The organism is Actinomadura napierensis, from assembly GCF_039529375.1.
Taxonomy (GTDB): domain Bacteria; phylum Actinomycetota; class Actinomycetes; order Streptosporangiales; family Streptosporangiaceae; genus Spirillospora; species Spirillospora napierensis.
The window spans coordinates 119,403-132,729 of record NZ_BAAAMR010000002.1; the positions used below are offsets into that span (position 1 = coordinate 119,403).

At 71.4% G+C, this 13,327-nt stretch carries 11 protein-coding genes; 3 read left to right on the top strand and 8 right to left on the bottom strand.

Annotation, left to right across the window (positions count from 1 at the left end; genetic code table 11):
* The first annotated feature begins 149 nt into the window (after positions 1-149).
* Entirely contained in the window at positions 150-1,037 is an 888-nt protein-coding gene (locus tag ABD296_RS02070; RefSeq protein ID WP_344260720.1) for a tyrosine-protein phosphatase, read from the top strand.
* A gap of 47 nt (positions 1,038-1,084) precedes the next feature.
* Here ABD296_RS02070 and serS read toward each other — a convergent pair whose 3' ends face one another.
* The 5 genes from serS to ABD296_RS02095 form a co-directional block, all read right to left on the bottom strand.
* A complete protein-coding gene (serS, locus tag ABD296_RS02075; RefSeq protein WP_344260722.1) occupies positions 1,085-2,344 on the bottom strand; it encodes a serine--tRNA ligase in 1,260 nt (419 codons plus the stop codon).
* Positions 2,345-2,423: 79 nt separating this feature from the next.
* The gene (locus ABD296_RS02080; RefSeq protein WP_344260725.1) at positions 2,424-3,248 is read right to left on the bottom strand and encodes a class I SAM-dependent methyltransferase; all 825 of its coding nucleotides are present in this window, start codon (positions 3,246-3,248) and stop codon (positions 2,424-2,426) included.
* A gap of 14 nt (positions 3,249-3,262) precedes the next feature.
* Complete coding sequence (locus ABD296_RS02085; protein WP_344260728.1) at positions 3,263-4,906, bottom strand: hypothetical protein; 1,644 nt, start codon at positions 4,904-4,906, stop codon at positions 3,263-3,265.
* A gap of 8 nt (positions 4,907-4,914) precedes the next feature.
* Entirely contained in the window at positions 4,915-6,525 is a 1,611-nt protein-coding gene (locus ABD296_RS02090) for a hypothetical protein (RefSeq protein ID WP_344260731.1), read from the bottom strand.
* The gene (locus tag ABD296_RS02095; protein WP_344260733.1) at positions 6,522-8,129 is read right to left on the bottom strand and encodes a hypothetical protein; all 1,608 of its coding nucleotides are present in this window, start codon (positions 8,127-8,129) and stop codon (positions 6,522-6,524) included. The genes ABD296_RS02090 and ABD296_RS02095 overlap by 4 nt, the downstream gene beginning before the upstream one ends.
* Before the next feature lie 196 nt (positions 8,130-8,325).
* On the opposite strand from ABD296_RS02095, the gene ABD296_RS02100 reads away from it, so the two are divergent.
* Complete coding sequence (locus ABD296_RS02100; RefSeq protein WP_344260735.1) at positions 8,326-9,420, top strand: NAD(P)/FAD-dependent oxidoreductase; 1,095 nt, start codon at positions 8,326-8,328, stop codon at positions 9,418-9,420.
* On the top strand, positions 9,417-10,313 hold the full coding sequence (locus ABD296_RS02105) for an RNA polymerase sigma-70 factor (RefSeq protein WP_344260737.1): 897 nt from the start codon (positions 9,417-9,419) through the stop codon (positions 10,311-10,313). The genes ABD296_RS02100 and ABD296_RS02105 overlap by 4 nt, the downstream gene beginning before the upstream one ends.
* Positions 10,314-10,395: 82 nt before the next feature.
* Here the strand turns inward: ABD296_RS02105 and pheA are convergent, their stop codons facing one another.
* The 3 genes from pheA to ABD296_RS02120 form a co-directional block, all read right to left on the bottom strand.
* Positions 10,396-11,334, bottom strand: coding sequence for a prephenate dehydratase (gene pheA / locus ABD296_RS02110; RefSeq protein ID WP_344260739.1), 939 nt, complete (start codon positions 11,332-11,334; stop codon positions 10,396-10,398).
* A gap of 103 nt (positions 11,335-11,437) precedes the next feature.
* On the bottom strand, positions 11,438-11,911 hold the full coding sequence (locus ABD296_RS02115) for a DUF4446 family protein (protein WP_344260990.1): 474 nt from the start codon (positions 11,909-11,911) through the stop codon (positions 11,438-11,440).
* On the bottom strand, positions 11,911-13,323 hold the full coding sequence (locus ABD296_RS02120) for a glycosyltransferase 87 family protein (protein ID WP_344260741.1): 1,413 nt from the start codon (positions 13,321-13,323) through the stop codon (positions 11,911-11,913). Before ABD296_RS02120 ends, ABD296_RS02115 begins: the two co-directional genes overlap by 1 nt.
* Positions 13,324-13,327 lie beyond the last annotated feature (4 nt).

A 13,327-nucleotide genomic window follows, 5' to 3' on the forward strand; every position in this document is an offset into this window, starting at 1 on the left:
GGCCGTCCGTCCGGTTGCTCCGGTTCGATCGTCGTTCGCGTCCTGTTCGCGCCATGCCCCTTCCGTCCCGTCCGTCCCCCACCTAGGGTGTGGTCACCCGAATCTTCTTCACGTTCGCTGTCCCCCCCGCGTGCGGAAGGCGCTTGCCCATGACCCGCAGAACCCCCCGTCTGGTGTCGGCCGCCCTCGCGGGCACCGTCGCGCTGGCCCCGCTCACCCTCCAGGCCCCCGCCGCGTCGGCCGCCCCCGCGACCGCCGCCCGGACCGCCTCCACCGTCCGCGACGTCACGGTCGACGGCGCCGTCAACGTCCGCGACATCGGCGGGTACACGGCCCGGGACGGACGGCACGTCCGCTACGGCGCCGTCTACCGGTCCGCGTCGCTCAGCAAGGTCACCGCGACCGGCGTCGCGCAGCTCCAGCGGCTCGGCCTGTCGGCCTCCGTCGACTTCCGCTCGCAGCTCGAGGTCGGCATGTCCGGCGCCGACAAGCTGCCCGCCGGCGTCACCCCCGTCGCCGCGAACATCAACGCGTTCTCCCCCACGCTGCTGACGATGGTGCCCGAACTCCTCAAGGCGATCCTCGCGCAGGACAAGCCCGGCGAGTTCATGGCGCTGTCCTACCGCGGGTTCGTCCACGACCCCGACTCGCGCAAGCAGTTCTCGGCGGCGCTGAAGCGCATCGCGTCCGCCAAGGGGCCCGTCCTCTACCACTGCACCGAGGGCAAGGACCGCACCGGCGTCATGACCGCGGTCCTGCTCACCGCCCTCGGCGTCGACAAGACCCAGGTGTACGGCGACTACCTGCGCTCCAACCAGGAACTCGCCGACCAGAACGCCGCCGAGCTCGCCCAGCTGGAGAAGCTCGGCATCGACCCGGCCCTCGTCGAGCCGTTCCTGACCGTCCGCGCCTCCTACCTGGACTCCGCCTTCGACCAGATCAAGAAGGACTTCGGGACGTTCGACGCGTTCCTCACCAAAGGCCTCGGCATCGACGCCGCCACCCGGGCCGCCCTGCGCAAGCAACTGCTCCGGTAAGCGAAAGGGCCCGTCCCCATGCGGACGGGCCCTCCCTCATCGGCTTCTCAGCGCTTGACGGGCTCCAGGACCTCCAGGCCCAGGAACTTCTGCAGCGCCTCCGGAACGCGCACCGAACCGTCCGCCCGCTGGTGGTTCTCCAGGATCGCGACCATCCACCGCGTCGTGGCGAGCGTCCCGTTCAGCGTCGCCACCGGCTGGTTCTTCCCGTCGGCGTCCTTGTACCGCACCGACAGGCGCCGCGCCTGGAACTCGGTGCAGTTCGACGTCGACGTCACCTCGCGGTAGGTGTTCTGCGTCGGCACCCACGCCTCGCAGTCGAACTTGCGCGCCGCGCTCGCCCCGAGGTCGCCCGCCGCCGTGTCGATCACCCGGTACGGGAGCTCGCACTTCGCGAGCATCTCCTTCTCCCACTCCAGCAGCCGCAGATGCTCGGCATGCGCGTCGGCCGGATCGCAGTAGGAGAACATCTCCACCTTGTCGAACTGGTGGACCCGGATGATGCCGCGCGTGTCCTTGCCGTACGAGCCGGCCTCCCGGCGGAAGCACGACGACCACGCCACGTACCGCCGCGGCAGCTCGTCGATGATCTCGTTCATGTGGTACGCGGCGAGCGGCACCTCCGACGTGCCCACCAGGTACAGCTCCTCCTGCGGGAGCTGGTACACCTCCGCGGCGTGCGCGCCGAGGAACCCGGTTCCCTCCATCGCCTCCGGCTTCACCAGCACCGGCGGGTACATCGGCACGAACCCGGCCGCCACCGCCTGCTCCATCGCCAGGTTCAGCAGCGCGTACTGCAGCCGCGCGCCTACCCCGGTCAGGTAGTAGAACCGCGCGCCCGACACCTTCGCGCCGCGCTCCATGTCGATCGCGCCGAGGCCCTCGCCCAGCTCCAGGTGGTCCTTCGGCTCGAAGTCGAACGACGTCGGCTCGCCGACGTGCTCCAGGACGGCGTAGTCCTGCTCGCCGCCGGCCGGGACGCCGTCCTCGATGAGGTTCGGGACGCCCTTCAGCGCCGCGTCCAGTTCCTCGCCGAGCCGGTCGGCCTCCGCCTCGCGCTCCTTGACCTGCTGCGCCAGCTCCTTCGCGCGGGCCAGCAGTGCCTGCCGCTCGTCGCCCTGCGCCCGCGACACCGACTTGCCGAAACTCTTCTGCTCGGCGCGCAGCTGCTCGAACGAGGTCAGCGCGGAGCGCCGCCTCCCGTCCAGGTCCAGCAGCCGGTCGACGACGGCGTCATCCTCACCGCGGGCGCGCTGCGAGGCGCGCAGCCGCTCGGGATCCTCTCGAAGAGCTCGCAGGTCAATCACAGACCCGAGGCTACCGGCCCGGGACCCCCCGGCGCGCGCGAGTATCGCGGTCCGGCCGGTCGCGGTCCGCCCGCCGCGGTCAGTGCAGCGCGCTCGCCAGCAGCGCGTGCGCGGGCAGCGCCACCTGGCCGTCCAGGTCCGGGTCCGAGCCCTCGGGCAGCGCGTACCCCGCGACGAGCCGGTCGTACTCCGCCTTGATCCGCGCGACCGTCTTCCCGTCCTGCCGGCTCACGGCGACGCCGTTGCTGCCGACCCCGGCCAGCGCCCCCGTCTCCCACCACTCCTCCGGGTCGACGAGGTGCTCCCAGGTCACCTCCTCGACGGCCACGTCCGCGTACCCCGCCTCCGCCACCAGCCGCCGGAACGCCATCGCCTCGCCGTACTCCATGAACGGCGACGGCGGGATGTCGTCCGGCCACGGCACCCCGGCCGCGTCGATCGCGTCCCGGACCACCGCGAGCGCGCCGATGCCCGGCATCACCCAGCAGCTCAGCGCCAGCCGCCCCTCCGGCCGCAGCACCCGCCGCAGCTCGGCGAGCGCCACGTCCGGCGCGCCGACATGGTTGATCACGAAGTTGCCGACGACCGCGTCGAACGTCCCGTCCGGGAAGGGCACGTCCGGCAGCACCGCCACCCGCACGTCCAGCCCCGGCACGTTCCGCCGCGCCGTCTCCGCCATGCCCGGGTCGGCGTCCAGCGCGGACACCTCCGCGCCCCGCCGCACCGCCTCCGCGGCCACGAGGCCCGGCCCCGTCCCCACCTCGAGCACGCGGGTCCCCGCCGCGACGCCCGCGGCGTCCAGCAGAGGCCCGACCATGTACCGCGTGAGCCGGGCGAACCCCCGCTCGTACGCGGGGGCCCGCCCGGCCCACAGCTCGCGCTCGTAAAGATCGAAGTCGGCCACGAGGGCAGCGTACGCTAGCGCACGTCCACGTAGTCGTCCCGGAACGCCTTCACGTAGGCGGACGAGCCACCGTAGTAGGCGCGCCAGGTTCCGTCCTTGGACGCCTTGAATCCCTTCCGGAACCGGCCGAGCCCGTCGGCCGTGGTGGCGCCCAGGTACGTCCACTTGGACGCCCCCTTGGCCCGGAAGTAGAACGACACCTTCTGCTTACCGAAGTTCGTCCACTGGTTCGGCTTGGGCTCCCGGTAGAGCGCGCCGACGATGGTGACCGTACGGCCCTTGACCACAGGCTCGGGGCTCGCGTTGAAATCGGCGATCTCCGTGCGGTACCGGACGTCCACGTAGTCGGCCGGGCCGGTGGACGGCAGGGAGGCGAACCCGTCGTCGCGCACGACGGCCCGCCAGTACCCGTCACGCACCGCACGCGTCGGGATCGCGAACCGGCCCGCTCCGTCGAGGACCCCCGCCACGACGTCGCTCCACTTCTTCCCGTCGGTGGAGAACTGCAGCTCCACGAGGGCGCTTTCGGCCGCGACCCATCGGCCGTCCGCCAGCCTGCGCAGGACCTGGCCGGTCGCCGTCATCGTGTCGCCTCTGCCGACCGGCTCGGGACCGGCGTCGAAGCCGCTGACGGACGTCCTGTAGGCGATCTGGACGACGTTGGTGTCGTCGGACGACTGCAGGTAATCGGCGTAGTCGCCGGGGAGATGGACCGGATCGCCCGCGAAGGAGACATTCCAGGCGCCGTCATCCGTCACCAGAACGGTCGCGCTATAGACGCCGTTCGCGTCCGTCTTCGGCGAGGCGACCGTGTGCCAGTCACCGCCGACCGCCTTGTCGAACTGCAGGTCGACCTGCTTGCCCGGCAGCGGCGCCCACACGCCGGCCCGGTCCTGCCGTTCGAGCCTCCCGGTGATCGTCGCCTTCTCGCCCGCGATGGGCCGGCCCTTGATCGCCAGGCTGATCCGGGTGCGGAGCCGCTGCTTGGAGATCCGTGTCGCCGCGCTCCGCGCGGGCCGGTGAAGGAAGTCGCCCGGGTACGACACGACGACGTCGCCGGACGCGGTGAAGGTGGCGGTCCCCTCGGCACGCCCGTCCGCGCCGGTGATCGCCGTGGCGCTCGTGCCGTCCGGCTGGTCGACGTGGAGCCTGGCGCCCTCGACGGGCGTCTCGGTGCCGTCGGGGTTCCTGGCGAGCAGCCGGGCCCGGAAGGTCACCTCCGGGTGGTCGACGTCCACCGTGGTCGGCGACACCGCCACGTCGGCGAGCACCGTGTCCAGCCCGTTGTCGATCACGGCCCGCCCCGGCAGGTTCCGCGTCATGGCGGCGTTCGTCAGCTCGACGTCCACCGTCCAGCGGCCCTGCGCCACCGTCACCGCGGACTTCGTCCGCCACACGCCGTCCTTGGCCGTGCCGCCGACCAGCTCGAAGTCGTCCACCGGAACGGTCTCGGGCCCGCCGCCCAGCGTCCGCAGGTCGGCGCTCACCTTCGTGATGTCGCTGCCGGAGACGGCGGCCACCTCGATCTGCGTGGTCGCACCGGGCGACAGGAGCCGCACCGAGTCGATGTTCGGATAGTCGGCCGCTTCGGCCGGCGGCGCGACGACGAGCGCCGCGACCGTCACCAGTCCCGTGAAGAGCGCCAGCAACCGGCGCATTCGACCTCTCATCTCACGTCCACGTAGTCGCTGGGCTTGTTGGACGCGAGGTAGTTCGCGCTGCCGGTGTAGGCGGCCATCCACGTGCCGTCCTGTGACGCCTTGAACGTCTTGCCGAACCATCCGTTGGAGGCCGTCTTCACCGCGGCCACCTGCGTCCACTTCGACGCACCCGAGGGCTTGAAGTAGATCGACACCGGCGCGTTCGGCCCTGGCTGCTCTTTGTCCATGTACCGGAACAACTGCCCCTTGACGGTGATGCTCTTCCCCTTCTTCACCGGCTCGGGCGAGGCGTTGAAGCTGTAAATCCAGGTCCGGTAGCGGACGTCGACGTACTGGGGAGCGCTGACGACGGGCGCGTACTTCGGACCGCCGGCGAACCGGACTCTCCAGTACCCGTCCTTCTTGAGGGACGCGTCGGAGAGGTAGATCGCACCGTTGTCCTCGGTCCTGACCGTGGAGGCCTGCCTCCACGTCTTCTTGTCGGTCGAGAACTCCAACAGCACCGGCCTGTCCGGGAGGCTGACGCTGGAGTAGTCGCGCAGGTAGCCGTAGGCGTACAGCAGGGCGTCGTAACCGACGACCTGCGGCGTGATCCTGAGATCGTCGAACCGGGTCGTCCGCCGGATGTCCAGACGCCCGAGATCGGCGGACCCGCCGGTCAGGAAGGACGTGTCGCCCGTCCTGAGGCTCAGCGCGCCGGACCGCAGGGCCGTGAACCGCAGCTCGAACGTCCCGTCCGCGGACGTCGTGTCCCTGGTCAGGGAGGCGGCGCCCGGCGTTCCGGCGTCGAGGACCGCCGCCACCACCTGGCCGGAAACGGGGACGGCCCCGGCGGCGCCCTGGCGGACCACCCGTCCCCGGACGACGACGTCGGCGCGGTCGGCGTAGGGGTTGATCGAAACGATCTGCCCGGACGTCACGGTCGCCTGCTTGCGGACGGTCGTGTTCGCGTTCACGGTCACCGGGCACAGCGCCCCCTGCCGCGGCACCTCGCTCCGCGGAGCGGCCACCCCGGTGGCCTGCTGGACGAACGAGCCGTCCGCACCCGTCGTCACCTCGGGCCCCGCCCCGATGAGCCTCGCGCCGGGCGCCGGCTCCGGCGCGACGTCGCGGCTCTTCCGGAGCATGACCCGGCCGCGCAGCGTCACGTCCGGGTGATCGGCGTCGATGACGGCGGGCGCGCTGGTGAAGCCGTCGATCGTCGTCGTGTAGCAGTCCCAGAACCCGGTGGTCTTCTTCCGGGTGGCCCCGTCCGCCGTGGTGACCAGCACCTCGACGTAGTCCGCCCCGGGGCGGGCCTGGATGTCGGGATGGAACTCGCCATGCCAGACGCCGTCGTTGTCCGTCCCTCCGGTCCGCGTGAACGGGATCGTGGCATAGGGCTCGGCCGTGCTGGAGCCGTACCGCACGTTCGCGTGGACGTCGGTGATCCCGCTCACCGACTTCGCGGTGACCTCGAAAGTGGCGACCCGGGCGGGATCGAGCGGATCGAAGGTGGTGGTCGCCGTGAGGTCGGTCGTGTCCGCGTGCGCCGCAGCGGCGGGGACGAGCGCGGCGGACACCGCGAGAACGGCGGCCGCGAGGGACGACTTGGCGACCTTCCCGCGGCGGCTCACTGCACGTCCACGTAGTCGGTGGGCTTGTCGGAGGCGAAGTAGTTGGCGCTGCCGGTGTAGGCGGCCATCCACGTTCCGTCCTTGGACGCCGTGAAGTTCTTGCTGAACCAGCCGTTGGACGCCGTCTTCACGACGGCCATCTGCGTCCACGTCGACGAGCCCGAAGGCTTGAAGTAGATCGTCACCGGCGCGTTCGGGGCGGTCACCGCCTTGTCCATGAACCGGTAGAGCAGGCCCTTGACGGTGATGCTCTTCCCCTTCTTCACCGGCTCGGGAGAGGCGTTGAAGTCGTACACCTTCGTCCGGTACTTGACGTCGACGTACTTGACCGGGCTTACGGCCGGAGTGTTGCGCGGGCCGCCCGGATACCGGAAGCGCCAGTACCCATCCTGCGTGACCGGCTTGGTGGTGTTGAAGGAGAAGCTCTTCGGGCGCGCCAACGTCTGCTGTGCCCAGACCGTCCAGCCCGTCTTGCCGTCCCGGGAGAACTCCAGGTACATCGGCAGGTTCGTGACATTCGTGTAGTCCGGCCGGATCACCAGGGTCCCGTCGGCCACGATCGAGTCGCCGTAGGCCATGGGTTCCCCACGCAGGACGAAGTCGTCGATCGTGGCCTTGTTGCGGATGTTCAGCGTTCCCAGCGACGCCTTGCTCCCGGTGAGGAACTCCCCGGCCCTGGCCTCGACCGTCACCGCACCGGACAGCCCGACGTCCCGCGCGGCCGTGAAGGAGGTATGGAACGTCCCGTCCGCGGCGGTCTGCACCTGCCCGGGGGAGCGATCGGTCAACTCGCCCGGCAGATTGACGACGACCGTGACACCGGCCGCAGGAACGAGGCCAGCCGAGCCGTGCCGGACGACCTTCCCCTCGACCGTCATGTCCGTGTAGGGAGCGACGGTCGTCCCGGGCTTCATGCTCGCGGTGATCTCGGTCGCCTGCGTGCGAACGGTGACCGGCGAGCGCTCGCTCAGCGCGCAGTACTCCCCCTGCGCGAACACGTCGATCTCGCGGCTCCCCTTGACCGGCAGGGCGAAAGATCCGTCCGCCCCCGTCGTCGCCTCCACGGGAGTCGCATGCACCTTGAGGCCCTGTGCCGGTTCCGCGGCCTGGTCACGGCTCCTCTGGACCATCAGCCGGCCGCGCATCGTCACGTCCGGATGCTCGACGTCCACAACGGCCGGTTCGGCGGTGAGTCCCTCGATCGAGGTGACGTAGCAGTCGTTCAGACCGGCCCGCCTGATCGTGGTGGCCCCGTCGGCCGTCGTGATCACCGTGTCGACGACGCTGACTCCGGGACGGGCGACGATGTCGGGCCGAATCTCGCTCTCCCAGACGCCGTCGTTGTCCGTTCCCTGCGTCCGCGTGAGGTCCAGCGTGGCGTAGGGCTCGGCGGTGGACGACTTGTACCGCACATGCGCCTGAACGCTCGTCACCCCGCTCGCCGACTTCGCGCTCACCGAGATCTTGGCGACGCGGTCCTTGGCGAGACGATCGAAAGTGACGGTGAGTTCGGCGTCCGACACGTCCGCGTGGGCGGTGGCGGGGACGAGCAGGGCCGAGGCCGTGAGGGCGGCGGTGGCCAGGAGGGACGACGTTCGGCGCAAGGAAGGGCCTCTCCGCGGGCGTTCAGGAAACGATCAGAAGACGTCCAAGATCCACTTGCGGTTGTCATCCAGGAAAAGACCGCTGATCACATTTCGGTCACCTCGACGCGCGTGATGCAGGCCACTCGCGGCGTTGTTATGAACCGGCAGGCCGCGGTGTCTCATGTGCGAACCCACCCTGACGGAGGAGGCGGACATGAAGGTTGTCGTGGCAGGTGCGGGATACGCAGGGACGCTCGCGGCGAACCGGCTGGCGAAGAAGGTGCCCGGCGCGGAGATCACGGTGGTCAACCCGCGGGCCGACTTCGTCGAGCGGGTGCGGTTGCACCAGCAGCTGGCCGGGACGGGGAAGGCGGCGACGCCGCTCGCGCAGGTGCTGCGCAAGGGCGTCCGGTCGCGGCGGGCGGCCGTGGAGAAGATCGGCGATGGCGCTGTGGTCCTCGACGGCGGCGAGACCCTGGACTTCGACTACCTGATCCTCGCCGTCGGGAGCACGCTGTCGCCCCTGCCCGGCACCGTCCCGGTCGGGACGTGGGAAGGAGCGGAGCAGGCACGCGCGGCTCTGGCGGGTCTGGGCTCGGGCGCCACGGTGACCGTCGTCGGCGCCGGGCCGACCGGCATCGAGACCGCCGCCGAGATCGCCTACGCCCGTCCCGACCTGGAGGTCCGGCTCGTCGGACGGGATTTCGCGGCCTCCCTTTCCCAGGGGGCCCGGCGGCGGGTGCGGGCAGGCCTGGAACGATTGAAGGTGTCGGTGCTGGAGGACGCGGTGGACGAGGTGGAGGCCGGTACGGTGCGGCTGCGGTCCGGAGAGCGGCTCGCCTCGGACGTCACCCTGTGGGCCGTGATCGGCGGCGTCCCCGACCTGGCGGCGCGGAGCGGCCTGCGGGTCGACGAGCGGGGCCGCGTCGTCGTGGACGAGTACCTGCGCAGCGTGAGCGACCAGCGGATCCTCGCGGTCGGCGACTGCGCCGCCGTCCCCGGCTCCCGCATGTCCTGCCAGACCGCCGAGCCGCAGGGCGTGCACGCGGCCGACACGCTGGCCCGGCTGGCGAAGGGCCGCGCGCTCGAGCCGTACGCGGTCGAGTACGTCGCCACGTGCGTCAGCCTCGGCCGCCGCGACGGCGTGATCCAGCTGGCCCGCCGGGACGACAGCCCGCGGCGGCAGTACCTCGCCGGCCGTCCCGGCGCCGTGACCAAGGAGCTGGTGGTCCGCAGCGCCGGGTGGAGCGCCCGCACCGGGATCGGCGCCACCGGCCTCCCCGGATCGAAGGACGGGAAGGGCAAGTGAGCGACCCCACCCCCGACCCGGCGACGGAGGCCTTCGTCCGCCACCGCAACCTGCTCTTCACCGTCGCGTACGAGATGCTCGGCTCCGCTGTCGACGCGGAGGACGTGCTCCAGGAGACCTGGTTGCGGTGGGTCAAGGTCGACCTGGCGGAGGTCCGCGACCAGCGCGCCTACCTGGTGCGGATCACCACCCGGCAGGCGCTCAACCGGCTGCGGACGATGACGCGGCGCAAGGAGGCCTACGTCGGCCCCTGGCTGCCCGAGCCGCTGCTCACCACACCGGACGTGGCGGAGGACGCCGAACTCGCCGAGAGCATGTCGATGGCGCTGATGCTCGTCCTGGAGACGCTGTCGCCGACCGAACGCGCCGTCTTCGTGCTGCGCGAGGCGTTCGACGTGAGCTACGAGGAGATCGCGGAGGCGGTCGGCAAGAGCCCGGCGGCCGTCCGGCAGATCGCCTACCGCGCCCGCCGGCACGTCGACGCCCGGCGGCCCCGCGAGACGGTGTCGGCGAGCGAGACCCGGGCCGTCCTGGAGTCGTTCCAGCGCGCGCTCGACACCGGCGACCTCCAAGGACTCCTCGACGTGCTCGCCCCGGAGATCGTCCTGGTGGGCGACGGCGGCGGCGTCAAGCAGGCCGCGCTACGGCCGATCAACGGCGCCGACAAGGTGGCCCGCTACATCATCGGCGGCACCGGCAGGACCAAGAGCACGATCACCACCCACCACACCGTGGTGAACGGCAACCCGGCGCTCGTCATGCGCGTGGACGGCGAACTCGACGGCGTCATGGCGATCCGCGTCGAGGACGCCCGCATCACCGGCCTCTACTACGTCCGCAACCCCGAAAAGCTGACCCGTATCGAGTCCGAAACCCCGATCACCTTGCACTGAACGCCCTACATGAAGCCGTACTCCGGCGAACCATGCACACCGTTGAAGAACGAGATCACCGGGGCATCCGGGAGGTCGCGGATCAGGCGTGGCCGGTTCGGAGGGTGGTCAGCCAGGCGGCGGCTTCGGTGAAGTCGTTGTCGTGGGTGCCGCGGCGGATCTCCGGGCGGACCTGGTCGGCGCGCGGGTAGGAGCCGACGAAGCGGACGTCGGCGCAGATGCGGCGCAGCCCCATCAGCGCCTCGCCGACGCGGGCGTCGTCGACGTGGCCTTCGAGGTCCATCCAGAACAGGTAGGAGCCGAGGCCGGCGCCGGTCGGGCGGGACTGGATCAGCGACAGGTTGATGCCGCGGACGGAGAACTCGGTGAGGATCTCCAGCAGGGCGCCCGGGTGGTCCTCGCCGATGAACGCGACGACGCTGGTGCGGTCCATGCCGGTGGGGGGCGGCGGGGGGCAGGGGCGGCGCAGCTGGACGAAGCGGGTGACGGCGTCGGCGACGTCGTGGATGTCCTCGGCGAGGACGGCCAGGCCGTAGCGGGCGGCGGCGAACGAGCCGGCGAGCGCGGCGTCGTAGTGGCCGTCGGCGACGTGCTGGGCGGCCTCGGCGTTGGACGTGGCGGCGCGCCATTCGGCGTCCGGGACGTTGCCCGCGAGCCAGCGGCGGCACTGCGGCTGCGCGATCGGGTGGGACGCGACGGTCTTGATGTCGCCGAGCGCGGTGCCGGGCCGCACCAGCAGCGCGAACGACACCGGCAGGTGGACCTCGGCGACGATCTGGAGGGGCTCTCCGGTGGCCAGTTCGTCCAGCGTGGTGGGGACGGAGCCCTCGACGGAGTTCTCCAGCGCGACGACGGCGGAGTCGGCCTCGCCGCGGCGCAGCGCGTCCAGCACGGCGGGCACGGTGGCGAGCGGGAGCTGCTCGGCGTCGGCCGCGCCGGGCAGCGACATGAGCGCGGCCTCGGTGAACGTGCCCTGCGGACCCAGGTAGGCGTAGCGTGCGGGCCTGGTTTCTGCGGTCACGAAGATCCCCCGAGGGCGCGTTCGGCGGGGCACCTGCTTCTGCGGTGCCGGAAGAGACGAGTGTACTTCCCGCCGGGTCAAGCCCTCGCCGGGCGCCGAGCCCTCAGGCGCGGGCCGTCGGCGTGCGTTCTCCCCCGCCGGCGCCGCTGCCGCCGAAGTCGGGCAGCGGGTCGTCCATCGTCACGATGGGCCCCTTGCCCAGGCGCGCGGCGCGCAGGACCTGGTTCTCCTCGGGGGAGAGCATCTCCACGGGGTGCCCTCCCTGGACGGCTTTGGCGTAGGTCCTGGTCTCGGTGCGCCCGTTGATCGAGCTGACCACGACACCGTCCCCGACGGCGTTGAGGACGGCGAGCGAGAAGGACCGGTGCCCTGACATCTCCTTGAGCGCGTCGTAATGCACGATGGCGAGGTCGCGCAGAGCGCGTTCGTCGACCTCGCCCGAGGCGACCTGGAGTTGGCGCCTGAGCATTTCCCCGCACTCGTCGACGACCTGGTTCACCCGGTTGTGGGCCACCACCGCGATGGATAGCCCGGCCACCCCGGCGACCAGGCCGGCGACGGCCACCGCGACAAGCATCACGTGGCGAGCGTACCGACCTCGACCTTCCGTTGCGAAGGATCCTCGCGACCGATCTGGCGGGCGAGGCGGTTCGGCAGCCAGATTCCGAGGACGAGGACGGCGGCGATCGCGGCCAGGCCGAACGCGTCGCGCTCCAGACTCCCCCAGACACGGGTGATCGGAGCGTGTCCGGTGCCGGACAGATGCGCCCCCCACCAGGGCAGAGGGAACAGAAAGAAGATCCAGATCGCCAGGCCGGAGAGACATCTTCGCGTGTCTCGCCCATCGCCCACCAAAGCCCCGACGACCGGGATCATCCACACAAGATGGTGAATCCACCCGACCGGGGACAGCAGCACGGACAGCAGGCCGGTGATCGCGACCCCGGCGAGCAGCAGGCTGTAGGCGTTCGCGCCCGACAGGGGATCGGCGGCGGCCCAGTGGTCGGTGCCGATCCGCCCGGAGACCGCCGGACGGGCGCCGACCAGCGCGTCCGCCGTGTAGGTCGCGCGGCGGGCCAGCTTGAAGCCGAAGTAGGCCATGGCCAGGGCCAGGACGAGCCACACCGCCGTCCGGGCGGCCCCCTGGTCGATGATCCGCGCGACGATCCCGTTGATCGCCTGGTTGGTCGTCCCGTCGACGGCGCCCGTGCGGTCGCCGCCCTGCAGCAGCGCGCCGAACCAGTAGCCGGCCGAGTCGTGCGGCAGCACCGCGAAGGCGCCGAGCGTCGCCACCACGGCGGTGACCAGCGCGTTGACGAACGCGTCCCGGCGTCCGGTGATCAGGAACCAGATGAGGAAGACGCCCGGCACCAGCTTGATCGCCAGCGCGAGGCCGACCAGCAGCCCGCGCGGCCAGCGGGCCGACCGGGTGCAGCAGTCGGCCAGGCACATCGCCAGCAGGAACAGCCCCACCTGGCCGAACCGGACCTGGTCGCGGACCGGGTCGAGCCAGGTCATCGCGGCGACCAGCAAGCCCAGCGTCAGCGGCGCCCACCGCCCGGTGCGGCGGATCAGGTCGCGGAACGCGTACCAGACGGCGATCACCAGCGCGGCGTAGATCAGCGCCGTCCACGCCCACTGCGCGGCCCGCCACGACAGCAGCGTGAACGGGACGGCCAGGACGGCGGCGAACGGCGGGTAGGTGAACGGCAGCAGCTGCGGCGGCTGGGTGAGGAAGTCGTACAGGGGCGCGCCGCGCAGCGCCGCGAGCCCGCCCTCGCGGTAGACCTCCAGGTCGACGAGCCGCTGGTCGGGCTGGTTGTAGAGCCACCGCGAGACGATCGGCGCGGCGGCGGCCACCGCGACCGCGACCCCGGCGAGCATGATCAGCGCGTCCAGCGGCGAACGCCGCCCGCGCCGCGGCGGGCCTCCGGCCTGCGCGGATACGGACCGGCCGGCCTCGTCGCGCGCTCCGCTGACTGCTCGCATCCCC

Excerpts from the sequence above, each read along its gene's own strand:
- ABD296_RS02070 (WP_344260720.1), top strand. The coding sequence starts at position 150 with ATGACCCGCAGAACCCCCCGTCTGGTGTCGGCCGCCCTCGCGGGCACC.
- ABD296_RS02085 (WP_344260728.1), bottom strand. The coding sequence starts at position 4,906 with ATGCGCCGGTTGCTGGCGCTCTTCACGGGACTGGTGACGGTCGCGGCG.
- ABD296_RS02100 (WP_344260735.1), top strand. The coding sequence starts at position 8,326 with ATGAAGGTTGTCGTGGCAGGTGCGGGATACGCAGGGACGCTCGCGGCG.
- ABD296_RS02115 (WP_344260990.1), bottom strand. The coding sequence starts at position 11,911 with ATGCTTGTCGCGGTGGCCGTCGCCGGCCTGGTCGCCGGGGTGGCCGGG.
- ABD296_RS02120 (WP_344260741.1), bottom strand. The coding sequence starts at position 13,323 with ATGCGAGCAGTCAGCGGAGCGCGCGACGAGGCCGGCCGGTCCGTATCC.